The following is a 25,965-nucleotide window of genomic DNA, read 5'->3' as shown; positions in this document are numbered from 1 at the left end:
TTAAAATTGTTTCAAAAAATCAAGATTCCCGCTTTGCAGCAGTCTCACATCCGGAATGGCATATTTTAGCATTGCAAGGCGCGTGAGGCCAAGACCAAATGCAAGTCCTGAAATATGCGCGGGATCCAACCCTCCTTCACGCAAAACATTCGGATGGATCATGCCCGCGCCGAATATTTCCAAAAACCCCGACTGCTTGCATACGCGGCACCCCTTGCCCGAACACAGCATGCACGTTACCTCCCCTCTCACACCCGGCTCCACGAATGGATAGAATTTCGGGAGCAATCGAAGTTCAGTCTTTTGTCCATACAAGTAACGCGCCACAGCTTCGAGAATGCCCTTGAGATGGGAAAAGGTGATTTTCTTTCCCACAACAAACCCTTCAAGTTGATAAAACGTATGTTCGTGCCGCGCGTCGGTTGCTTCATTACGAAAACATCGCCCGGGAACAATAGCTGAAAGCGGCGCACCATACTCACGCATTGCCCGCACCTGCACGGCAGAAGTCTGTGTGCGCATCAGCATACCGGGGTGATCTTTGATATAAAACGTATCTTGCATGTCCCGTGCAGGGTGATCGGCTGGAATATTCAACGATTCGAAATTATAGTACTCTGAATCAAGCTCGGGCCCATCTAATACCAAAAAGCCAAGTTGGGTAAAAAACATCTCGAGTTCTTGCTGAATATGTGTAATGGGGTGTAATGACCCTCGTGCCCTTTCTCCAATATAGGGTTCTGTAGCATCAAAGGGAGTTTCGCCTTCGCTACGTTCAATAAGGCTTGCTTTTTTTTCCTCGAGCGCATGCAGAAGAGAGTTTTTTAATTCGTTTATTCGATGTCCGATGGATTTTTTTTCTTCGTCCGGTAGTGACTTGATGGATTTCAATAAATCAGTTATCGTCCCTGTTTTTCTGCCAAACAGCGTGAGTTCAAGCTGTTCAAGCTCCACAGTGCTTGCCGCACGTTCTAGTGAGCTAAGCGCATCAGACTTGATTTTTTCAATCATTGCCGCGTTCATACGCTACCTCCAAGCGCTGTGTGGGCATTCTTACGATACGAACAATAATCACACTGTGCAGATGGTGTCGGGGGCTTGGCAGACAGAAGTGCACTACGAATGCGTTGAAGTGTTGGCTCTACCCATGCATCGCTGCCGGTATATGGAATGACGGAAATATCAAAATCAAGCTTGGCATTAAATCCATCACGGTCTCTCCTGCCATTACAGTAGACAAAATACCCTGTCGGTGATACGGCAAAACCATTCTGGCGTAACAACCATTGATAAAACTCCATTTGACGCTTGTACCCCCCCTGCCATTCGGCATCTATTCCCACTTGGCTATTCTTACTTGTCGCCTTGTAGTCCACAACAATAAGCTCCCCGCTTGGCACTATCCAGAGATCATCAACTGCGCCTGTCAATATGAAATTAGTTGTCACGTGATGATGTTGTACTCCTTTAAAATTCTCTCGCCAAGTATCAAGCTCTTCATGGGCAAACGGTAGTGCATCGATATCATTCTGTTCCATGAGGGGGTGGCGCTGTCCAAGCGCACGATAATAATCGAATTCTTTTTTCAAAAGGTGGTCTACGGCCGAGTTTAAATTGAATGGAAAACCAGCCGGTTGGGAAACTCCCAACCTGCGATCGAGATAAAAACAGTGGGGACACTGTATAAAGAGCTCAATTTTTGAGCGTGATAATTTATAGGGATCTTTCGACTGTGGGTCAAAAAGCGTTCGCTTATAGGGAAATGCCATAGAATTACTTAGATATGTACTAGTGTATCGGATTCGTTAAGAAATATCAACTATCATCCCTGTGTGAAAAATGGTAGAATAGGTGTGTATGAAAACATTCTATGAAATGTACCAGGATGCCTACGCGAAAGAAGCGTCGGACATCCATCTTATCTATGACAAGCCCGCGCAAATGCGCATCCACGGTCGACTTGAAGACGTTGATGACTATAAACTCACCGATAACGACATTCAAGAACTCACTGATGAGATTTTGACACCGCGCGCCAAGGCGCAACTCAATGAAGTATTTGATGCTGATTTTGCCCATGATTTCGGCAAGAACCAGCGCATTCGCGTGAATGTCCATTTTGAACGCAAACATCTTGCCCTTACGGCACGCATTATCAAATTGGAAATTCCTTCATTCGATAAAATACGTCTCGGCAAATTTGAAGAAAGTCTTACTCAGCTCAATAGCGGGCTTATTTTAGTCTGCGGCCCTACCGGATCCGGAAAGTCCACAACACTTGCGGCAATGCTCGACCGCATCAACATCGATCGGCACTGCAAAATCATTACTGTTGAAGATCCGATTGAATACGTTTTTGAACACAAAAAATCCGTCGTTGAACAGCGTGAAGTCGGCATTGACTCCCCCAATTTCGGTATGGCGTTACGCACGGTATTCCGCCAAGACCCCAATATCATCATGGTTGGTGAAATGCGCGACAAAGAAACCATCCAGGAAACACTGCGTATCGCTGAGACCGGCCACTTGGTGTTCTCAACGCTCCATACATCCAGCGCTCCAGCGACGATGCTTCGTATTGTGGATATTTTTGAGCCGCATGAACAGCGCCAGATCAAAATCCAACTCGCAGAAAACCTACGAGCAGTCGTCTTTCAAGAACTTGTACCTTGTATACCTGAAGGCCGCATCGCCGCACGGGAGATTCTTATCAACAATAGCGCTGTAGCAAACATTATCCGCACGGGAAATTTTGAACAGCTTGATACCGTCCTTCAAACAAGTTCTGAAGAAGGCATGGTAACAATGGAACGCGCCCTCGAAACGCTTTATCGGGATAAGCTGATTACCAAAGAAGTATACGACAAAGGCCGCGGCTATGCGCGGCAATATGCGTATTTTTAGTATGGATACTTTTTTCTTTTATTGATCCTGCATCATCTGGTCTTGCTGGCTGCCCTGATGGGAATATTTTGCTATATCATCCCACCCCTGCGGCAAAGCAAATTCGTCTTCCGTTTTCCCCGAACCGCCCTCACGCAACTGATTGAGCGCCTCATCTATATCGCGCCGCGCATCGAATACATCCTCCATAGCAGCTATGAGATCTTCAGGATCAACATTCTTCTTGCCTGCAAGCCCCTTAAGCGTGGTATAGTCATCGTTAAACTTGGTATACGAATCGCTTAAATCTTCGCTTGGAAGTTTCTTTTTTAAAGCGCGTCTTTTTTCATTTTTCACATCTGTTGCAAGGCGTTTTGCATCACGATCAAGATTTTTTAATTCCCTCGAAAAGTTTGCAGCCATCTGTAATGCACGTTCGCGGTCAAATACGTCATTCCGTTTATCCTCAAAATCATCAATAGTATCCATCGCCTTTTCTATATCCTGCGATGCCTGATCCTTTGCGTCTTTAAGCAATGTTTGTAGCGTTGCTAGATCTGCTCTCTGCTCATTAAGTGAATCAGTCAAATCTAATTTACCCTTTTGAATATTCCTCTCAATCTTTGCAAGCCTTCCAGTGATGCCTTTGAGGTCTTTTTCGCGCTGAGTCATTCCACGACAGAATTGGTCATACTGCATGAGTTGGCGCTGGTTTTCGGAAACAGTCTGCGCAGTTTCACCAATTTCTTCAGGAGAGAAATCAAGATCTTCTGCCTTTGGATCTAAATTTTTTACTTTAGCAACAGTATCTTTGGCATTAGTAACAGCAGTCTTCATTTCTTCAAAATTTGGTGAAATGCCGCATTTTTTTACCGATGTCTGGACTTTTGTAATCTGCTTGTCAAAATTCTTTACCATCATTTCAAATGGCTTCATGTTGCTTTTCATTTCTGTGACCATCCGAGAGAAAAATTCCTTACCGGGTCCCTGCATCATTCCCGGACCTCCCGGCGGCATCTGTCCCTGCCCACCGCCCTGTTGCTGTCCACCGTACTGCTGCCCTTGCTGTCCCTGTTTGCCTCCGTACTGTCCTCCTTGCATATCTTGTCCACCTCCCTGCATCATTCTAGGATCCTGTCCTCCTGGAGGCATTTGCCCTTGGTACTGCCCTTTTCGGGAAGGATCCATATTTGGATCAAATCCTCCGGGTGGCATCTGTCCCTGCTGACCACCCTGCTGCTGCCCACCGTATTGCTGTCCTTGTTGACCCTGTTGGCCTCCGTACTGTCCCATCATGCCCTGTTGTTGATTGGGTGGCATTTGCCCCTGATATTGGCCCTGTTGTCCGCCCTGTTGCTGATTAAGTTGCCCTCCCTGAGGTTGTTGAAGTTGTGCAAACGTAACTGTAGCACTTGCAAAAATACCGAACAACGCTACTACGAGCATGAGACGTGAAGTCATAGAAAATAATTATAAATTATAGTGTTAGTATACACCTATTTATATGCCACAAACAGGGGATTGTTATTATCCCCTGTTTTATGCCAATTAAACTATGCGATTACTTGACTCCTACTGCACTATTCATTGCTTCCTGGACAAAATCCGCAAACCCTTGCGGATCTTGAGGAATAGCATTTCCATGAACTTTTCGTGTCTTCGTGAGAACTTGGGCAAACTTGTCCATGCCAAGTTTTTTCATTGGCTCAGGAAGATTCAAGAGAAGATCTTTCAATGCCATCTTAAGTGCTTTTGGCTCGAGGACAGAAGTAAGTTTCTTTACATGCTTGTCGGCTTTCTTCTGTGCTGCTGCCGTACTTTTTGCAGTTTTTGCTCCCTTCATAAGACCAAACTCTCCATCTTCGGAAGCATACCGTTCTTCAAGAGCTTCTGAAGCTTTTTCTATTGCAGCCATCAATGCTTCTTTCTTTTCGGCTTCTTTAGCAGCCTTCATTGCAGCTTGTTCTTCTTTGGTCGGTTTTGCTTTTGCTGGTTTTTGAGCGGGAGTTGCTGGGGTAGCCGGAGTAGCCCATTGAGCAGGTATAGAAGCTTTTGCTTTTATAGCTTCTTTTTGCGCCTTCACTGCCTGCGTAACAAGTTTATTGACTGCGGCTCTCGTTCCGGGACCGATATTGCCAAATGCTTTCTGGCCCGGTTTGGAGATCTTATGCGCAACTTGGAAGGACTTCACGGCAGAGAGAGTTTTTGCATCAACAACGCCATTGATCGCTCCCTTATACAAACCTTCGGCCTTCAGTACTTGCTGGAGCGTCTTCACATCAGCGCCTTTTGAACCTTTTGCAAGTGATCGTGTAATTGTTGAGAGGGCTTTTACTTCAGAGAGTGCTTGAGCAACTGGCGCAGCCTGTGGAGCCGGCTTTGGCGCTACTACTACTGGAGCCTGTGCGGCAGGCGCTGGAACTGCTCCAGCGGCCTGCGGCGCAGCTTGCGCAGGAGTTTGCTTCACCGGTTCAACGATTACTTTTGCTGCCGCTGTGGTAGTTGTCGATGTTGCGCTACCGCCAGTGCCACCCACGATTGCCGTACCGCCGCTTCCACCGGATGATCCGGCAGATGCTGCCGTTGCAGTGCTTGTAGTATTGGTTACAGCTGCGGACGCTTCCGACTCACCATTTGCATTATGCGCGGTTATCTTGTAGAAGTAGCTGGTATTATTTGCCAGTCCGGTATCTACATATGAGGTTGTTGTGCCGCTTCCAACTGTCGGATCCGCTCCGATACGTGGGAATTCTCCATTTGCCGATGTGCCTCGGTAAACAGAATACCCTGTAGCGCCCGCAACAGCCGTCCATGTGAGCGTGAGTGATGATGCTGTTGGACTACTCACGGCTAAACCTGCAGGTGCTGAAGGAGCTGTTGGATTTGTCTTGACCGTCGGAGCATAGAGCGAAAAGTGAGTTGTTTCGGCAGAAAGCAACACATTATCGACATTAGATAGATCTTCGCTTGGATTTGAAACAAGATTGTTATTCGCATCCCTATATGTAATCGTCGTAGGTAATGACGTCCATTGGCCGAGCGTATCATCAAATAACGAAATACTCATCTTGTTGACTTCGGATTTAGTATTGATTGATGAGTCTGCTGCTGATGCTGAAGCATTAAGCTGCACCTTAGTGCGCTTCAGTTGCACTGTTGCTGCACCGGTTAATTTAGTTACCGGCGAACCGCTCGTATCTTGAGCCGTGATTTCCGTTGCTCCTCCCACCACTTTTGCCGTATCCGTACTGCTGAAGTTCGTCGTTTCTTTAATTTGGAGATTTGTTGAAGTATTGGTCGGTAATACATTTGCACCGATGATCAAGCTTGTGCCGGTATTGGTATCTTCAACATTTGTTCCAACCGTTGAGGACACCGTCTGCGAAAGCGGCGCCTTTGTCGCTATGGTTTCAGTGAGAGCAATATTTTTTCCATCAACTGCAACAGTAGTCACGACAACCGGGTTTTGGGCAAATCCTTTTTCTTGGTAACCATCATAGTTGGCGGTAACATCCCAAGAACCGGCCTGCACAGGCAATATGAAATTGCCTTGATCGTCAGCCGTTGTTCGTGCAGATCCACCGCCTTGTCTTCGAGCATATACACTTGCTTTTGTAGCATTAGCTCCACTATCAGACCCAAGCCTTACTCTGCCGGAAATGGAAAGTGTCGCTTTTTGAATGCTCAATGCAAGATTTATAAGGTCGACATCAGCTATTGCCGCCGTAACGGCAATCGATTGAAACGCATTCAGATACCCCGACTTTGACACATTCAAGATGTAGGGTGGTTCGGTTGGTAACACATTGGGAACGCGCACAGTAAAGGTACCATCTGCGGCTGTTGATGTTGTATTGAATACATGGGTTGCCTCATTGAATATCTCCACACCGGCTTGGGCGACAATTTGGTTATTTGCATCACGCACCGTACCACTGACTGTCCGTTGCGCCGGTAAGGTGATTGTCAGACTCTCATTGCCGGTAACTGTAAGCGTTCCAACTCCGCCTGCAACCACATAGGTGGTATTCCCATCAGTAGCGGCAATATTCGACGCTGAAACTGAAGCATTCCCCATCATTACATCAACAGTATAATCCCCATTCGGAACTGCGGCTTTGGGCACCGTACCATTAAAGATACGGATCGGCACGATCATATTACCCGCTGTCTTCAGTTCAATACGCCCATCACTCACCGTACCGCCGGCGAACACGAATGTTATAGTACGTAGTGCTGCAATTCTGAAATCCTTATTCGGAACATCATCACTGACATCGAATAGAGGAAGTGGTGGCAGTTCTCCACCGAGATCAGGAGAAAACGCCTTAACGCGATAACCGCTGCCCGTCGGAACCTGAATAGTGTATGTGCCATCAGACTTGGTCGCATCGCGATTGAAATAACCACCGGGACCGACGATCTTTACCATGGTATTTGCCAAGCCTTCATTGGCATCATATTGTAAGTTCCCATTCGTATCTTGATAAATACGACCGGATACTTTTTTGTACGATCGGTTACCGCCCGATGCCGAGAGATCCTGATTTGTTTTGTCCGCATTGGTGACCGTAACCGTAATTTCTTGAACCTTACCAAAACCATTGATAACCGAACCAACGTTCCATGTTCCGGGACCTACATAGATAGTATAAACACCGCTTGCATTGGTCATGCCATTGGCATGCCCCGGTCCGTCTGTTCTATATGCATACACAGCCGTGTCTTTCATAACGCTTCCGGTTGAATCGGTTATCTTTCCTTGGATGCTGAATCCTGCTTTAATCGGCTTGAGAATGAATGTTGTAGCAGCTGTTACCGCCGACACTGCCGCTGCGCCGTCAATGACAAGATAATCTGTAACCGCCGATGTTACGTTGACATTGCGCGGGATAGACGGCTCCATGCCGAAAACATAGGCTTTAACGTCATATGAATCAGGTGTTACATCCAATGTAAATGATCCATCAGCTCCGGAAGTCGCACGCGCTTCACCGCTCGGCGAAAATGCCTTTACTTCCGCGCCAACCATAACATTACTTACATTGTTCGGGTCAACAACCTTGCCTCTAATTTGCTTTGTTGCATTCGTCAGAGCAAAGGGAACGGTACAGCTCTGAACCCCGCCTTCACGATTGCACGCCGGATTCTGTGCGCTATCAACATTAACACTGATATGAGCCGGCGGCCGATAAGACGTTTTTGGCGGAGGTCCCGAATATTGACCAAACGGAATTCGTGGTCCGACACCAATAAACCACTGATCATCCGAAAGCCGTATTTGTGTTCCGGCACCATTCGTACCATCACCGCCAAGCTGCATTTGCTTCAGGCGCCTCTGCCCATGCATGGAGTTGGCAAAGATATCCAATAACTCATTCGCCGGGCCTCCGGTAATGGTTATCGTCACAAGGGTACCTGCTGTCGTTGTATTGGTCATCGGTAAATCAGCAGTTGCATTTGCGTTATTCACAAAGAGTGGAACCCCTGATCCGGAATATTCATTACCGCCAAGCGTTACGCTTGGATCAAGTCGAACATAATAATACGTATTTGCCTGAACACCGGTAAATGCAAAGGTTGCTGTGGTTGTGCCGCTGAAGTTTGTCGAGGTTGCCGACTTGAATCCGGCTTGCTCAGATTCCAAATAGACCGTTACCGTGCCATTCGCAGCATTCCCAGGAGTGGTGATCATTCCGGTAATCTGCAGCGCTCCAGCCTGCTTAAGAATAATGATCGGACTTGGCGAGATACTTTCAAGTTCACCGCCGGCAAGTGTCGTTATTTTCACAGTATTGTCTGTAGAGCTGTGATCTAGGGCGCTGGAAGTATTTCGAATGCCCTCAAGTTCAAACTCAATAAAATCTATCGGATTTGTACTATTAGTCGGTGGAAATACAACACTTAAATATGCCTTTACAGTTGTTTTACTTACAACAACGATACCGTCATCTGCAAGCCCTCCTTGGGCAGTGCCCGTATCATCCGTATTTGCTCCGCCCGCGCAATTTGTGGTATTTGCAACACTCGCACCACACCTGAATGTGATAGTCCCTGCATTATCGCGATTGAAATCTCGCCAGGTTGGGTGATTCGCACGCTGTTTCGCGCCTGTCACATCAAACCCTTCAGGAAAGATAAGTTGAACCGCCCCACCGGTAGGTATCTGTCTAGTGAGGGGAACGCGTATGATATAGCCGCTCAACTCTCCTGTGGTCTGGTTGTGAGCTATCACTTCAGGCGGGCCTATATGACCGATCGCTTTACCGACCATATTGATATTCATACTTGTTAGTCCGCCCTGGCCGCGCAGACCCAAATCAACCTTATATTCACCAATCGTATTCGCACCACCCGTCAACGTATTATTCATAACTCTCTGACAACGAGAATTACCCTTCATACATACCGTTTGCCCATCCATTAGCGCGCCAAACTTAGCTGCCATGTCAGGATCCATATCGTTTGTGTCGATCGCCATATCTCTCACATCCGTCACTGTCGTGGCAAAGGAAATATAGACTTTCTTATCGCGGATAGTGGCTGCGGCAACCGAGGTCCAATTGGAAATCTTCAGTTCATTATTCGAGGTGAAGCTTAAGGTTGCATTCGCTTCATTGGCAAGAGTGATTGCCGTTCCCTGTGTGGCCGGCTGAAATCCCGGAAAGGGCTCGCTATCGCCATATTTGAGTGTAATGTTATTCTTATTCAAAACACTCTTTGCAAGATCATCTCCGCTTGTTGCCGTATTCATCGGTTTGCTGAATTTTATGACTATTTCTTTGTCATCGGCATTCATGAATTCAATACGAGGAGCAGCTGCTTCAATCGTTCCCGTTACGACTGTTGTTGTGAATTGGCGTGAAACATAGGTTGCCCCTTGCGATTCTGCGACGAGCGCCACTCCATTGCCTCCGACAACACCACTTGATCCTACCGTTGCCCTTACTTCATAGTTTGTCTGCTCTAGAAGCGGGTTTGAGAGAATAAGTTCAACATTTAACGTATTGTCATATTGAACTGACACACCGCTTACCGGAGACGTAGAACCACTCTGGAAAAGTTTAATGGTGTTCGATGATACGCTGTCTTGCCGCAGGGGCTTGTTAAATGAGAGGACAATTTTTCGCATGAACGGCGAGAATTGCATCTGCGCACCGGCTGCCGGATTGACAATAGTTGGGGCTCCCGTATCTGTACCCGTACCGGTTGTAAAGCGCGGCGAGGTGAAATCCTGTCCCACTGTTGAGCCGCTTAACGCAGTCGCGGCAGCGAGCACTCTAACCTCATACTGTGTATTTACACCGAGAGCGCCGCTATTGAAGGTGTTTTTAAGCGTGATGAGAGCGCGCTTTTTATTTGTACTGTCTAGCGAAACAGACTGAATAGCCGTTGATGTAATATCGCTTGGCTGTCCGTTAATAATCTGATAGAGACGAACGGAGTTGATGAGGTTATACGTTTCGCTGTTATCTTTCATATCCACGCTGAAATTCACACTGAGAGGCGTGTTGGTTGGAACTCTGAAAATATCAGGCGGAAGCGGGAAGTTCATCACGCGTGGAATAAGGTCGGGAGCAATTGCCGTACCATTGCACGTGCCGGCAGCAAAATCACACTGATTGGCGGTAAACGAACTCGTAAAGAAACTAAACTTTTTAACACTTTGGAAGCTATGGCTGTCAGGTGTTTCAATGGATACGCCTTGAGCTTTCACGGCGCTTGATAGTACGACAACAATTTTCTTACCCGTACCAAGTGTGTTTTGTCCGGTAAGCGTCCAATTTGCGCGATGCATGGTGACAAGAGAATTGTTTGGATCGGCTGCATCGGTATATGTCCATGATCCACGGTTGGTAATATCAGTAAAAACACCGTTTAATTCTTCATTTACGGTCATATTAGTGCTGCTGATAGTGCCGAAATCCATCTCACGATCAAAGAAGATATCAATTGGTGCAGTGGATGGAGCCTGAGAGTCCGGGCCGGGGAAGTGATGCATGACACGTGGATTGCCCGTAGAACCGCCTCCGCCAATGAATCCACCTCCCTGGTTAAAGGGCATACGGATATCAGCACCGGTTTTACCGAGCGAAAAAGTGAATGGCTGTGGCTCAAACCCTTCTTTAACAGCCCACACAGAACCTCCTGCAGTAAGACCGTTCAAAGCAAATGAACATGCTGCATCATTGGAACTTGTGGCATTGAAACCGGTTCCTTCCATAAATAGAGTCGCCTGGCGAATGGTCGCATCACAGGTGCCGTCCGCTTTTTTCACAGTACCGCTAATCACTCCTGATCCGGCTGCAACGGCAGTCACGCTCAGGGGTGATGCTGCAGTGCCCGTTGATGTTGTGTTTGGACCGTCGCTTGCATCGATATAGAATCGCGTCACTGTGGTTGCTACACCAACTGTTGCTGCAGGAATAGTAAACTTAAAGTAATTCGAACCAACATGGGTAGCATTTGCTGATGTGGTCGGTGTGCAGTTTGCTGCGTTATTACAGTAGAGGACTCGTGCTGTAAGCGCCGGAGTTCCGGTGGGACGGGCAACACGATCAAATACGCGAGCAAACATGTTGAGATCGGCTGATGCGGTTGCTTTTTGAGGTGCTGCAAACTGAATATCCGGAGCTTCATTGTCAGCTATGGTCGCTGTCGTCGTAAATGCTCTGCCAATACCGCCGTCCGGTTTGGATTCCGGCACTCTGTTGGTATCGCCAAGATTCTCACTCGATGCGCCTATGGTTGCGTCCGAATGGGCAATTTTATACGCAAGTATTTTCCAATAATACACGGTATTGGGGCTTAGCGGGGCCGGGCGTGAAGGTGTATTGGCACTGCTTGGATCGAAATTTGCAGCTTGGATGTTGCGGAAACGCGACTCCCCGTATTGAACGGAACACTGGTCGACAAAACAATGACCGGGAATGCCGCTTGGAGCAACCTTCGGGAAGGCATAATCCCACAGAGTATATCCACCCGATATGCTGTCATTAAAGTCATTCCGCGTATGGACAATGAGACGGTAGCTCAGAACAGTCTGATCCGCACTTGGAGAAAATGAGAACTGCGGAGGGATTGGAACATTTGTCGCATTATTCGGCGGTGATAGGGGGTTCAGCCCGACAACTGCGGCACTGACCGTAAACGCATTTGGCCCTGATACAACCTGATTGCCGGTAGTGATGCGCAACTGATACGAAACCTGAGGTACTTGTGCTCCTATTGTAAGGCGGAATGAGAGGTTGGTTGCGCCTGTTGATGCCTTTTGTGAGACCTGGATATTGGTTGCCGAAGCAGCCCCTTCGGTGGAAATGACATTATTTGATCCGTCAAGCAATTCTATGTTGCTAGTTGCGGCAAATGACGTGCTTATGCCGGTCACTGTCACATCCCGCACTGTATTGACGATACCAACATTTGGTTCCACTCGATCAATGCCTGCGATAAACCCACCAGCACCTGGAGTATTGACCGTAAATGTTCGCGTTACGCTTGTTGCAGGAGGGGATGCATTGGCAATAAGATTTCCACCTGCTTCATTGGTCCATGCCATATCCACCGCGCTGCCGTTCAGCTTAAGACCGGTGATGTTGGTATTTGCAGGAATAGTCGCATCGCCTCCGGTCACCATCGCCCAATTGTACACCGTGCCATTGCTCTGCGTTGGCAAGAACATAATATCGCCATCACGTTCAACGAGTTCAAAATTTGACTGGTTGGTGCCGACTATTGATTGCGAAGTGAAATTTAATGTACTGAGATTGGATATCTGGTATTGCTTGGTGGCAAGAAGCGTCTGGCCATTGATTCTGAAATTTTCTTGGTTGGTATTGGCAGCAGCAGTAATAATCCCATGCAGAATGACTGTTGGGGCATCGGTAACATTTCGATAGATAACTTGCTGACCGCTTGATGGAGTATATGCGCCACCGTCAATTGTCCATACTGCTCCGTTATTCACCCTTACAAGAGCAGTATCTGAATAGAACCCAGGATTACTTGCTCGAACAAGATGTACTTGTCCTGTTGCTGAATACGCAGGCAATGCACTGCCATTCACACGCAGTATTGTTGCCGGATTATTTGCGGTAATATTTTCCGCAATTGATACCATACCCCAATCATACGTTGTTGTGGCTGCATTGGTTGGATAGAATACCAGATCGCCAATACGCAAGTTAAGTCCTTGGACGAAATTACCATTTGCTGCAATCGCACTTGTTTCAGGAGATGAACCTCCTCTAAATTGCGTCATCTGATAGGTTTTTTGGGCAAGGAGGAGCGCGCCATTAAGACGGAAGGTGTTTTGATTTGTACGTGTAGCATCTGTGGGTGCAGTTGTCACAATACCCCAGTTCATGGCCGTTGGAGCATCGGTAACATTACGATAAAACACAACGTCACCCACGGCCGGCACATAACCGCCTCGTTGGTATGTCCACGGATTTGCTCCTGCTGCGCCCGTGAGAACCGTTGCCGTAAATGCCTTATCGCGGAGTTTAATGGTAATGGTATTCGAACCTGATGCCTGCGCCGGCACCGTACCGGAAATAATACCGGTATTTGCCGTAAGAGTAAGCCCTAGGTTTGTAAGAGTTGTTGCATCAGCACTTCCCAAAGGAGACCAGCCGTACGGTTGAGTACCTCCGGTTGCCTGAAGCGTCACGGGTCCATACGCTTGTCCCGCCGCTGTATTTGGCAATGTAGAAGTTGTGATTCGCATGGTATTGGCAAGATTCGATGCCGTAGTACCCATGACATTACCCGCAAAATCTGAAATTTTATTTGCTGTAGCGGCTAATGTTGCCGGGCTGCCGTCAAAATCTTCATCGGTAAGATTGCCGTTCATCGTGAGTGTATAAACGGTATCTGAGCGACGCTCAATACTGGTGATTTGTTGAGCAGTACCGCCTCCGTCGACAAAGGTAAACGGATCTGACGAACTTACAAAGGAAAGCGGGCCATTATTCACTTTTTGAACTGATTCGCTAAAAGTGACTTCCAGTGAATTTGTGCCCGGTTGACCGACGATTAATTGTATGGTGGGCACTGTGCTATCTATGACTGCATCGCGACGAACCGTTGTGCTCAATGTCGGAGATGTGGCGCTTGTAGTAATACCAGCGGGTAATAGAAAGGCAGAAAACGTGTTTCCATTTTGCGGAGCTGCTTTTGTCCTTACTGCAATAAAGTATGCGTCTCCGGATACAATTGCTTGAGGTGTTGCAAGCGTCAATGTGAATGATCGAGCTCCTGCAGTTGCCAGATCAGAAGCAGCATAGGAAGGGCTCGCAGCCAATGCAACGGGAGTATTGGTATCGAAGTTCAAATCGCCTTCATCTTTCCAAAGAGTAATGCCACTGGAAGGATCGGTTGCCAAATCAGCCAAATCCGAAGATGTAATAGCCGCAGTTGTCCATGTCGGCGTACCCCCAAGCGGTGAGAGTTGTACTTTTACCGAGGTAAAGTTTTTGGTATTCTCATTCGTTCCAAAACGAACACGAAACAGTGGCAAGTATGCACTGGTGCCTTTCAAAACGACAGGGAAATCCGCTACGGGAATAGCTGCTGTCGCCGCTACCGCTGCCGGGGGTGCTACCGGCGCTGAAGATACGGTGTATACAGGGCTTGTCTGCGGTGTGGGTGTTGCCAACGGCTCATGTAGCGTGGTACCCACATCTCCCGGGGCTATAGTGAGAGAAAAGCTATCGTTTGCCACTGCCGTTGAGGAAGTGCGCGCCACAACATAGAAATCGCTGCCTGCATTATTGACATTGTTATCAGTTGGGAAAAATGGAGCGGTTGCTTCAGTCGGAATCATAGTAACCCTCGTACCATAGAGAGGGGCGGCGGCGCCATTGCCATCGAAACGAATTGCTGAACCATTGATAGCTCCGGCAGTTGTGATGGCATGCCAGTCAAATGCTGTAGGACTTTGCGCATTCGATGTTGCAAGCGCAAAGGTGAGGGTTCCTGCAGTTGTCTGCGTACCATCACTAAATGCCAAAGCTGCTTGCGTTAATGTGGAATCAAGTTTCGAGAACCGATAGGTCTTGTTGTAGCCATTTCCCACCGTAAGCGGAGCGCCATTGATAGCAAAGGTGCCTCCGGTTGTGGACGCATTGGTGACAATGCCCCACTTCGCTGGCTCTGTTCCTGTTTGATACAACACAAGATCGCCTGCCTGCATCTGTGTCCAATTAATAGTTGAGAATGACGTGTATTGGCTGCCTTGCTGAAAACCAATGCGTGCGGTACTTTGGGAAAATTGCGGTGAGAATTTGCCGATGCGATACGTTCCGCTTGCCAACTGTACGCCATCTACGACTGCATTACCGGCATCAAAATTCTGAGATACAACACCCCAACGCGCTGCTGTTGTTCCTGTCTGATAGAGGATAATATCTCCGAGTTTCAATGCGGAAGGAATCGTATTGGTTCTGCCGTTAATGACATAGGAACCGGTTGTTCTCGCACTCAATCGCGATACATGGGCACCGCCGACAAACGTTGGCGCCGCTCCTGCGCCGTCGAGGCGTAGAGCGCCGTCTCCGGAAGGTGCGGTAGCTGCCGTGCCGCTTGTAGTTACCATGTGCCAGCCATATGTATTGGTCGGTGCGCCATTACCGGTGATGTGGGTAAAAAGAGCATCGCCTGCGGTAAGCGTCATTGCAGCTGTTGCAAGTGCTTGAGATGATGGGGCTAATGTGGTAAGGCGGGGACCCTGCTGAACGGATGTAATTGACGAAAGTGCCACTACGGCATCATCAGTGGCATTAAACGTACCAAAGCTCGAGCCGGAAACTTTATTATCTTCATACAAAGCAATACCGGACTGCGCATTGGTACCCAGTGCATTGAGTTCGCTCATGATAAATCCGGTGCCAGGATTGACCGTGACACCTACTTTTCTGACCAGTTCGCCGCCGGTGGAAACAGTATTCAAGCCAAAAACTGCCGTTGGATTGCTTGAGACATTGATCGTTGCAGGACCACCCGCAATATTTGCAGCAGCATTCGTGGTCAACGACGATGTTGTCGAAACAGTAAACACCACAGACGTTGCAAGAGTAGCAAGTGGCGTTGTTGTGCCAAGTGTGGAGTGATTAAGAACAAGCGAGTCGGAAGGAATGCTAACAGTAAATGCATTGCCATTTGCCGCCATGCGCGACGTTCGAACACCGATGAAATAATCTGATTGCGCGTTGTTGCCTGCATCATCCGGTAATACCGCACTCACAGCTCCCGGGGTCAACATAACAACAGTGCCATTAAAGCGAGGTTCCCCTGCGCCAATATCATTGAGGCGGATGGCATTGTTCATGCCAAGCGCACCGCCATTTGGTGTTGTGACAACATGCCAATCGGTTGTTGATGTCATAGGATTGAGTGTTGGCATACCCAAAACCAAATCACCGTCGATCAATGCATAATCAGTCGCACCAACATCCTTACTTACTTGGCCAAAGCCGGTGAATTTGATAAGGCGTGCAAGTGGCACAGTCTCACCGGTAGAAAGCGTATAGCCAATAACCGCATCGGCATTATCGCGATCAAAACCGGTAATGATTGCGAATTTTGTATCGCCGGCAAATGTTGAATTGTTCTGGTACAGTACAATATCGCCGATGCCATAGGCGGTGCGATTTGCGTCCGGTGTAAACTTACTTACCCGATAGTTTCCATTTTGGAGGGGAGTGCCAAGCGTTACAATATCTGCCGCGGTTGCCGAGGTAACAATATCCCACTTTGGAGCACCCATACCTCCCTGATAAAAAATGATATCATTTGCTGCAAAATTAAGCGTTGTAAGATTCACCTCACCACCGACCGTAAGAGTTCCCGTACCGTTTTGGGGATTGAGTTTATTCATTTGACTGCCTGCGGCAACAAGAGAATTTGCCGCACTTAAACCGTCAAGACCAGCCGTGCCTTCGGTAGTAGCATCGGAAGACAGATTACCGGCAGTTGTCACCATATGCCACATATACGAACCGGCACCAACTCGCGCAAATACCGCATCGCCAACAACAACAGCAAGCATCCCCTCGGCAGCATTGCCATTGTCAGTCGCTGTTAAGCTTGGAGTTACTTTGACCAATTGAGTGCTGTTGAATTGTGAACGTCCGCCAAGATCAAATGTATTGCCGACAAAAGTATCTGTGGCATCCGGGGCACCTCTTCCCATGCCGTTTGATTTATCATCTTTAAGAAGGGTAATGCCGGATGTTGCATCATCAGTAATTGGCGCCAAGTCATTGATAGACCCCGCCCCCGACGGATTGACCACCACGCGCATTGCACGAACATTGGGTTGATTCGATTGGGAAAGGTTGAGTTTTAACGCATAGAATGTTTCGCTTGCAGGTAACAGTGTTGTGTTTGAAGTTAGTTGCTGGGCGGCTTGAGCCGAAGTGGTAACAGGCGTGGGTGAGAATGTATAGGTTGGAGTAACCACTGCCGGAATAGCGGCTATCGCGGTGCTAAAATAGGTTGAAGAAATCGAAGCAGTAAACCCATTATTTGCCACTGGTGTTGCTGCGCCCTTTACCACCACAAAAAAGTCTGGTCCCACCTTGTCTGCATCCGTATCATTTGCCGGTATCGCCTGAAGCGCATTTGCCGCCAAAGTAACGCGCAACGGAGCGGGATTTCCAAATGTCGGAACAGAAGTGCTGCTATTAAATTTCAATCGAAGATTTGCATCGCCGTTTACTGTATTGCCGGCTGTCGTTACAACGTGCCAGTTGGCAGTATTTCGCGCAACGGCAGCACCATTAAAGTCGGTATTTGACGTAAGAAGCGTATAGGCAACCGTACCTGCAGTTACATTTGTATCTGCATTTGTTGTTAAAAGTTTTGTTGCATTAACGTAGGCATTCAACTTGGTGATCTGATAGACTTTTGGCGTTGCTGTTGTCCCTGGCGCCAAGGGTACGCCATCTATTGCAAAGATGCCGCTCGTAAGGGTTGCATTTGTCACAACACCCCATTGCGCCTGGCTTGTTGTTGCCGTATCTCGGTAGAGCACCATGTCGCCAGCGGTTAGAGGTGCGGTATTCAATGCGCCGGTTACCGTAACAGCTCCATTTGGCCCAACTGAGTAGCTGCCGGTAACGCCTGCAGCACGACTCATGCGATAGGTCTCATTCGCCAAATTTTGTCCGTCAACAGGAGCATTAGTAGCTGTAAACGCACCACTCACCATGCCCCAGCGGGAAAGTGTCGTACCGCCTGAATAGAGGACAATATCACCGGTTGACAGGGCTGGAGTTGCTCCGCTTGAAAATACTGTTGTATTCGCCGTACCATTGATCGTGAAGTTCCCTGTTGCTTCCGGAGTAAATTTCGAAAGGACTCCGCTATTAACGATCAGAGGGAGGGTTGCCGTATTTTCAAAACGAACCGCTTGATTTGTCATGCCGCCCGTCCCGCCATTGCCAACCTTTACTACGTGCCATGCATAACTCTGTTCGGTGGATGTCCGAGTAAAAACAACATCGCCATCTGTCAATGCATAGGAATTATCGGTAGAAGCTGTCGCAGAAAATGCGGTTGGTGTCAAACGTACCAATTGGCTATTAGTATTAAAAGAGGGCGCAGCCGCAAGTGGCACAGCAGTGTCAGTAGCATCAAATACTCCTTGAGTGCCGCCACCGGCATTATCGGCGTACAGCGCAACACCGGAGGTGGCATCCGTAGCAAGTGCTGCAAAATCCGATGGAGCAATAGTGCCTGTGGGATTAATTGACACAACCACCTGTGATAGTTGCTCGCCCGCGCTCTGAACAGCGTTCAATCCGAGTACAGCTGTTGCCGGAGCAGAAGTGCCTAATACTTGATTTCTGCTTGCAATGGCTGTAGCAGTAAGCGTCGATACGGCAGCATCAGCAGAGAGCGGATTCAGAAACGATGCCGGCCCTAAAGACCAAAAAATAACAGCAACAGCCGTTATTTGCGTAAGAAACTTCTTGAGTGTTATCCGAACATTCATAGGTGAAAAACTACGATTAAAATAGTGCTTCATAGAAAAAGAGAGCTTTTAAAAAAGTTAGGTGCATATATCTTAGCACCTTTTGCGAAAGAATAATTCACTCATAATGTGGATAAGTTTTGAGTTATTTTTTAATTCGCCAATATCTGCCTTTTTGAATGATAAATCCTTCTGATACAAGAGTGTTAAGAATGTCCAAAATCGTACTTTCAAACGATTTTAGATAGTTGTTACTCCTGCATAACAGTATTAAATCGCTCGATGATGCTTTTGCGTGTAGGAGAATGTAATCCAGTATTTTTGCCCGAGCATACCGCCGGGAACCTTCAAATCGCGATTGCTTTGAGTAGTGCCTGCTTTTTTTATTTGGATTTGGAACATCTTTCATTGCCAAAGCGCCATAATCCATCAATGCGCTATACCATGCGTGAGGGTCTTTTTTCCATAGCGCTTTTTGGACAAACGGCATTATCTCAGCATCAGAAACTCCTTCCCTATCCAAAAAAAAGAAGTGTATAAAAATACGTCTGATATTGGTCTCGATAAGCGCGTGGGGCTGATTGAATGCAAAGGTGGCCACGGCCCGAGCAGTATAGGGGCCTACGCCCGGCAGTTGTTCGATATCTTCAACGCTCGAAGGGAAGCAGCCTTTATACTCGCTTAGTATCTTTTGGACACATTTTTGCACATTGAGCGCTCTGCGGTTATATCCGAGCCCCTTCCATATACGCAAAAGATCATGCACGGGTGCATTGGCAAGTTTTTTGATCGTAGGAAATGCGCCTAAAAATTCGGTATATTTCTCTATAACTCGGTCTACTTGCGTCTGTTGCAGCATGATTTCGGAAACCAGTATCCTATAGGGGTCTCTCGTTGCGCGCCATGGTAAGCCATGCCGGCCGTTTTTCTGGTACCAGCTAAGAATTGCTGTTTGAAACTTCTTGATCGAGGGTCTTTTCGTAGACATACACATGCCCTTCGTGAGCTATGGGTTTCCAATGTGGAAATATAAAACTGTTTGATACAACGCGGCTGCCCGGCTTGAGCTCGCGCAAGAGCTTGGGCTCCAGCTTTACCATAAACGCCGGCATAAGATAGGCTGTAATGACATCATAACCGGAAAGGTCATGCTGCATAAAATCGCCAATAATTGCCTGCGCAGAACCGCTAAAACGTTTTCTACCCATCTTCAGACGCGAATACCATGCAAGCATGGGGTTGATCTCATATCCAACGGCATCAGCGCCTTGCGACGCAAAAGCGCATACAATACGTCCATCGCCCGAGCCAAGATCGGCTGAGCGCTGCCCGGGCTTGATATTCGCCAAGCGCAGCATATCTTCCACTGAAGCCTTTCTGCTTGGCACAAATGGCGCTCCAAATAAGGGACTTATGAGAAGGCCAAGCACATAGAGCGTCATGCCGATAAGCACTAGTGTTAACAAACCAAACGTAATCCAGCTGATAATAAGAAGCATATGTCAGAATCTCTAATAGACTTTTTCTTTGATGCTTAAACGTACCATATTTTTTTCATACTTCAAATCAAAATATCAAACACTTTTTGTTTCGCTGTGTGACCTTTTACAAGGGTAATGCGAGACTGCGCAATGCCAATAGAGCCTGCTAATGCACGGATAACGGCTTCATTCGCCTTTCCCTCAACCGGCGGTGTTTTTACCGACACGGCATAGTGCGTGTCATCTATTTGTTTCACCAATTCAACGCGCGCCTTTGTTTTTACCGTTACGGTTATTTTCATTTAATGAATTGCCAGATAGCTACCTATAATCGCGGCGGTTTCAGCACGCAAGATAGTTGCGCCAAGGCTGATGATGGAAAAATTTTTTTCTTGGGCAGCATGTATTTCGTCATTATCCCAGCCGCCTTCGGGACCAATGAATATATTCGCTTGTTTTGGAATAATGTTTTCTTTTTTCCAGTCGGAAAAAAGCGCACCCGCAGGGTGGTAAAAAAATGTGACGTTATTCGAGTCAGCAGCTCGCAGAATTGCATCTTCGAATGAGTATGTGTCGCACAATATCGGAACAACACCGCGGCCGGATTGCTCTGATGCTTCTTTCATAATGCGTGTCAGCCTATCGCCGCTTGGAAGGCCCAATCGTACCGTTCGCCTGCTCGTGATAGGCACTATCTCGCTAATACCGACTTCTGTTGCCTTTTGAACAACCAATTCAAACAATTCTTTTTTTAATAACGAACAATACAGTACTCCATGGGTTCCGGTTTCGTTTGCATTATAGGTCTTCTCAATAATTTCACACACGCATTCTTTTTTGGACAAAGAAACAATGCGGCACCGCACATCATTGCGCGCGCCGTCCGAAAGCATGCATTCCTCCCCTACCCCTAACTTTAATACATTAAGTATTTGGTGAATAAGCTCTGTATCCGCAAGTGAAAAAGGGCTTTGGGAAAAATCAGCATTTTTTATGATAAATCGATGGAATTTCATGTAAAAATGTTATCACAAAAGAAGTTAACAATACATATCCACAAGGGTATCTGCATGGAAGGATCTGCGGACTGCGACGGCAGGAGCCGAAGAAATTTTTCAGCCGAAAAATATTCGTGCCTGACAGGCGGGTACCCGAAGTGGATGATGTATCAATTGCTCTAGAGATCCTTCCCGAAAAAGCTATGCGTAATTTCCTTGACTTTATTAATCGGAATGGAAAAACTGATATTACTCGAACCCTGAACGGTTGCCACATTCACTCCGATAACGGTCCCATTGATATCCAACAGCGGCCCACCTGAATTGCCGGGATTGATTGCCGCATCTGTCTGAATGACCCCTTTAAGCTGCTCGACAAAACCTCCTCCTCCGGCTTGGAGATTGCGGTTGAGTCCGGAGATAATACCAACCGATACGGAATTATTATACTCACCAAGCGCATTACCAATAGCAATGACTGACTGGCCGAGCTTGAGAACATCCGAATTTCCCAATGCCACATGTTTATATGATGCGCCTTCGATCTTGAGAAGGGCGATATCCATAGCAGAATCGCGATAGACCACTTTCCCGGCCTTTTGCGATCCGTCATTCAGCAAAACAGTATAGCTCGCTTGCTCATCAAGAACGACGTGCTTATTGGTGAGAATATAACCGCTTGAAGTAACAACAAACCCAGTCCCCGCTCCCACCTTCTGGCGTTTCACTCCCTTTTGTCGATAACTGGGGACTCGAATATTAAAATCTTTAAAAAACGGGTCATTGCCAAACGGATTGCTGTACACAACCTCAAGCTGCGGTACGTCTTTGGAAATGACAATCGATACCACGGCAGGGCTTGCTTTTGCAACAGCTTCTGTCAGTTGTTCGTCTCTCGACTTTTGCACGCCGCGCACTGCACCTCCAAACTGGAGTTCTTGGAGCTTTTTTTCTGTTTCCAGGAGTTGTTTGCCAAGCGCTTCATCAGACGCAGGCCGCGTGAGTTCAAGAAGTTTTATCTTTTCCAGAGCAAGGGAAAGTTTTTCGTTCAGAAGAGCGACCTGCTGTTCGAGCCTGCCCAACCGATCATCAGATGATTGCTTTGGAGCTGTTTTTGGAATCGCTTGTTTTTTTGCATTGCTTGCGCTTATCGATGGAACCTGGAGAAGCCCTACGGTCCCAACAAATGCAGTCAAAACACAGAGGGACACTATTGTTTTCGTTTTCATATTCATAAATAAAACCTTTTGAAAGTTTACTTTCGTTCACTACTAGTATACCACTTTTCTATGATGATGTCCAATCGAATGCCTTCACCGCATGAGTCTTGATATTGAACTCAATCCCGTGTTTATTTTCCAATAGGTGCCATTTTACTCCAGGCAAAACCATTTTTTCCGATGATACAAAGAGTGTTTTTTTTCTTCGTAAAGCATAGTAGAGGGTAAAATATGATCCGAGATTATATTTTTTCACCAGTTCATTTTCGGGGTTATAATCCCGATACGCCCAAACATGCGTACTATTCGACAATACAATATTGATTGCCGTATACGAGTGGTGCTTGTGGATATACTCTATAAGCTTTTTAAAACATGCCTGTACATCAGCCGTTGTACACTTGGGGCGTGCGTAGAGCAACTGAAGAAAGTAGGAAAAAAACCGTTCCGTATCAGTGGTGCCTTTGATGTTGTCTTTAAAATACGACTTCAACGGGATGCTTTCCGTGCCGTCAACCGACCCATTATGTGCAAATGAGTAGGGGCCAAATACAAACGGGTGGTTATTGCGAGAGGCAACCATGCCATACGTCATTTTGCGCACATGGGCGATGATAGTATCAGGAAGGCGTTTGCCCAAGCGCGGCAATGAATACAAAAACTCCGGATCGCGAAACGCAACTGCTTTCCGTTTTTTTTCATACACTATCTCGCCATTTTTGTAGGCAACCAAACCCCACCCCTCGGTATGTCCCCTCTTGATATTCGGCACAGGAGGAATGACACCGAGTTTAGCGATACGGCGAAAAGCCTTCAGAGATGCGATTGTCTCCTGTTCGGAAAGCTGTCCTGCACATGCAAAAAGTCGGCACATATGCTTCTTATTATATTTGTAATTATAAAAAAGAAAAGATGTCCGAAGACATCATAATGGCTGAGGAGTAAATGTTCGCTCATGCCAGTTTTTGAACTGTTCATACTTATTCCGTGTCCAGAGTGTTAGTCTGCTGTTGGGGAAAAGAACGATAAAGACTATGAAGCAGTCTATAAATAGGAAGTACATCGGAAAGGCACATTCTTCAATTGTCAATGCACCGATACCCCCCCCTGTAATGATTGTTCCCACTGCAAAAGTGCCCCATGCCAGCCTTGATTCTCCTCCCGGTTCGCATGAAGCATGCTCGATAGTGGGAATCGCACCGCAGAAATCTGCGCACAGACTGACGATAAGCGCTAGGAGTCCTGAACCGCTTATAAGCCAAAGGAAAATACTTACAATCGCGCCTACAAGCGAGAACTTATCGATACTTGTCCATCCGCCCTTGCCCCTCCATAATGCTAGGAGCGCAACAGCCGTACATCCAACAAAATTACCGATGGCGAAAAACATGGTCGGCGTATGCGTTGTTAGTGTGGGTAATTGTGAAATGAACGAAAAGGGATCGAATGCCGCATTATTTGCCGATGCATGAAAGATCATGGTAAGGAAGGTGACAATCGACCAGATGATCCAACCTACGCGCGCCGGGCGGGCATGGCTCACGGTCAGCAAATACCAGCAATAGAACATGAATCCAAGAAGCGTTACTGCCCCACCAATAATACCGCTAGTGTAATGAAACAATTCAAGGTTCATTTTAACACTGTGTTCTGCAAGTATTGAATAGTATAAGCTTTTTGTCAACCCCCTTGACCCATTTCTTGTATTTAGAGCTGGATAAGATAGGATATCTATATGAACCTTTCATGTGAGGACAATGAGTAAGGCGCGAGAGAGACCTCATAAAACAGATTTACGAAATCGCCTCCGTACAATCGGCATTATTCCTCCTGATGTTGAAGCTGTAAATCGAAAAATGGATATCCTGTGCCGCATTGCTGGCGGTGAACGACACATCGATCCTGATCTAGCATTTTTTGAAAAACTCTATCAAAAAAGCTTGGGGTTTTGTGCAAAAACTGCCCACTGGAACAGCTATCCAATCGAGGAATTCGTTGTTGAGCTTCCCCCGGTTATTTCCAAGCTTGTTGCACATCTCCAGTCAGCACTGCCCGATGTCAAACTGGAAATCGACCAGCTTGTCGCAGTGCGCCCACAAAAAAAAGTTGCCAACAAGGTGGCAGAGACAATGCTTTTTGCGCGCGATGAAACAGCTCGCCTGGCGCTTGCAGGCTGGTCGGATGTGCTCCAGGACGATCCGGCAATTTATTCCCTGCCGGGCGCAAGCACCAATCGACTCATTGCCTTACTTTCCATACCTGCGCAAGCTGTCAAAGACAGCCGCCGCGTACCCTGAACCGCCGCATGCCAACAATGCGTGCGGTCTTTTTTTGCAGTCAACGGTTGTCGCCGTCTCCATGGAGTGCGTCACGTTCAAGGCGCGAACGAAGTTTTTCCATATTCATGCGCGCAACATCTTCAAGAGAGACACCAAGTGTTGTTGCAAGCTGTGTCAAATACCAAAGCACATCACCCATTTCTTTAACTAGTTCCTGTGTCTGCTCTTCGGTGATGGTGCTGTTGTTGTCGCGAAAGATTTTTTTGACTTTTTCCACCACTTCTCCGGTCTCCCCTGCCAACCCGAGTGTCGGATAGACAAACGGCAATCCAATAACAGGATACGTTGCGGTTTTCTGTGATTCGCGCTGGTATTCTTCAAATGTCATACTCTATTGTTGAATTTTGGGGACGGATACCGGGTCGCCGATCTTAATGTCGTGTTTTTTTGCAAAACCCGAAGCGACTTCGAGAATGATCTGCGCCGGGTGGACCGGCTGGAAAATCCTAGGATATGTATCGGGCGTAAGGCTATGGGAAATATCAATGACTTTTTGATCCTTATCAATCCAAATGATATCAATGGGAAATTTCATATCCTTCATCCAGAATGTATAAAAATCCGGTTTTCGAAGTATATACAGTAAGCCCCGATCCTCCGCAAGACCCGTGCGCCCGCCCAGGCCATGCTCCTGCTGATCACGCGTTTCAGCAAGCTCAACAGATATGGCTGTTGCTTTGATAGTCATGGGATACAGTGTTGGCGTCGGAACAGAAGCACCCCGCACTGGAGATGGCGTTGTCGCTCGTTCCGGATTCAATATCGGCTGGGGGATCACAGGAATTTCTTGCTCTTCCTCCGGTAAGGCATTCTGTTGCTGAATTTTTTGATTTTTCTCATCCTGCTTCTTTTGTATGACTTTTATTGAAGGGGTTTCTTGTTTTACTATTTGAGTATTCGCAGGCTGTTCCTTGTTTGCGCCAGGAATGCCGCTACGATCGTTCTTTCGTAGAAACACAGTATACCCTCCATACCCAATGCCAATAATAACAAGGGTTGCAATAAGAAAAACGAATAATGACTTAAATGATGATTGTTGCTGCTGAGATTGATCCATATCTATAC

15 protein-coding genes are annotated in these 25,965 nt (G+C 47.2%); 2 read left to right on the top strand and 13 right to left on the bottom strand.

All coding sequences use genetic code 11. The annotated features are described in order from the left end of the window. Together pheS and AAB400_02365 are read right to left on the bottom strand one after the other, a co-directional pair. Nucleotides 1-1,023 (bottom strand): phenylalanine--tRNA ligase subunit alpha, encoded by a 1,023-nt coding sequence (pheS, locus tag AAB400_02370; GenBank protein MEK7648745.1) that lies wholly within the window; start codon nucleotides 1,021-1,023, stop codon nucleotides 1-3. Beyond that, nucleotides 1,020-1,769: a PD-(D/E)XK nuclease family protein gene (locus AAB400_02365; GenBank protein MEK7648744.1), complete on the bottom strand. Its 750-nt coding sequence runs from the start codon at nucleotides 1,767-1,769 to the stop codon at nucleotides 1,020-1,022. Before AAB400_02365 ends, pheS begins: the two co-directional genes overlap by 4 nt. An 88-nt stretch (nucleotides 1,770-1,857) precedes the next feature. On the opposite strand from AAB400_02365, the gene AAB400_02360 reads away from it, so the two are divergent. Beyond that, entirely contained in the window at nucleotides 1,858-2,904 is a 1,047-nt protein-coding gene (locus AAB400_02360) for a PilT/PilU family type 4a pilus ATPase (GenBank protein ID MEK7648743.1), read from the top strand. Nucleotides 2,905-2,922: 18 nt separating this feature from the next. Here AAB400_02360 and AAB400_02355 read toward each other — a convergent pair whose 3' ends face one another. The 9 genes from AAB400_02355 to AAB400_02315 all read right to left on the bottom strand — a co-directional run bounded on the left by AAB400_02355 (nucleotide 2,923) and on the right by AAB400_02315 (nucleotide 24,197). Beyond that, entirely contained in the window at nucleotides 2,923-4,344 is a 1,422-nt protein-coding gene (locus AAB400_02355; GenBank protein MEK7648742.1) for a hypothetical protein, read from the bottom strand. 100 nt (nucleotides 4,345-4,444) lie between these two features. Continuing rightward, nucleotides 4,445-18,883: a carboxypeptidase regulatory-like domain-containing protein gene (locus AAB400_02350; GenBank protein ID MEK7648741.1), complete on the bottom strand. Its 14,439-nt coding sequence runs from the start codon at nucleotides 18,881-18,883 to the stop codon at nucleotides 4,445-4,447. A 124-nt stretch (nucleotides 18,884-19,007) separates the two neighbouring features. After that, nucleotides 19,008-19,850: an A/G-specific adenine glycosylase gene (locus AAB400_02345; protein MEK7648740.1), complete on the bottom strand. Its 843-nt coding sequence runs from the start codon at nucleotides 19,848-19,850 to the stop codon at nucleotides 19,008-19,010. Beyond that, entirely contained in the window at nucleotides 19,801-20,361 is a 561-nt protein-coding gene (locus tag AAB400_02340) for a class I SAM-dependent methyltransferase (GenBank protein MEK7648739.1), read from the bottom strand. The genes AAB400_02345 and AAB400_02340 overlap by 50 nt, the downstream gene beginning before the upstream one ends. Before the next feature lie 62 nt (nucleotides 20,362-20,423). Continuing rightward, complete coding sequence (locus AAB400_02335) at nucleotides 20,424-20,645, bottom strand: DUF167 domain-containing protein (protein MEK7648738.1); 222 nt, start codon at nucleotides 20,643-20,645, stop codon at nucleotides 20,424-20,426. Continuing rightward, nucleotides 20,646-21,359, bottom strand: a complete 714-nt coding sequence (locus tag AAB400_02330; GenBank protein MEK7648737.1) for an RsmE family RNA methyltransferase — start codon at nucleotides 21,357-21,359, stop codon at nucleotides 20,646-20,648. A gap of 161 nt (nucleotides 21,360-21,520) precedes the next feature. After that, a complete protein-coding gene (locus tag AAB400_02325) occupies nucleotides 21,521-22,576 on the bottom strand; it encodes a trypsin-like peptidase domain-containing protein (GenBank protein MEK7648736.1) in 1,056 nt (351 codons plus the stop codon). 52 nt (nucleotides 22,577-22,628) lie between these two features. Next, nucleotides 22,629-23,435, bottom strand: coding sequence for a class II glutamine amidotransferase (locus tag AAB400_02320; protein ID MEK7648735.1), 807 nt, complete (start codon nucleotides 23,433-23,435; stop codon nucleotides 22,629-22,631). Between the two features lie 51 nt (nucleotides 23,436-23,486). Beyond that, a complete protein-coding gene (locus AAB400_02315) occupies nucleotides 23,487-24,197 on the bottom strand; it encodes a hypothetical protein (GenBank protein ID MEK7648734.1) in 711 nt (236 codons plus the stop codon). A 121-nt stretch (nucleotides 24,198-24,318) separates the two neighbouring features. On the opposite strand from AAB400_02315, the gene AAB400_02310 reads away from it, so the two are divergent. Further along, on the top strand, nucleotides 24,319-24,858 hold the full coding sequence (locus AAB400_02310) for a hypothetical protein (GenBank protein ID MEK7648733.1): 540 nt from the start codon (nucleotides 24,319-24,321) through the stop codon (nucleotides 24,856-24,858). Between the two features lie 40 nt (nucleotides 24,859-24,898). On the opposite strand, the gene AAB400_02305 is transcribed toward AAB400_02310, so the two are convergent. Next, complete coding sequence (locus tag AAB400_02305) at nucleotides 24,899-25,228, bottom strand: nucleoside triphosphate pyrophosphohydrolase family protein (protein ID MEK7648732.1); 330 nt, start codon at nucleotides 25,226-25,228, stop codon at nucleotides 24,899-24,901. A gap of 3 nt (nucleotides 25,229-25,231) precedes the next feature. Next, nucleotides 25,232-25,957, bottom strand: a complete 726-nt coding sequence (locus AAB400_02300; protein MEK7648731.1) for a DUF192 domain-containing protein — start codon at nucleotides 25,955-25,957, stop codon at nucleotides 25,232-25,234. Nucleotides 25,958-25,965: the final 8 nt, after the last annotated feature.

The organism is Patescibacteria group bacterium, from assembly GCA_038065255.1.
GTDB lineage: Bacteria > Patescibacteriota > Patescibacteriia > JACQRZ01 > JACQRZ01 > JBBTRI01.
Note: the sequence above shows the minus strand (reverse complement) of the source record. Positions and strands in the feature narration are given on the sequence as shown.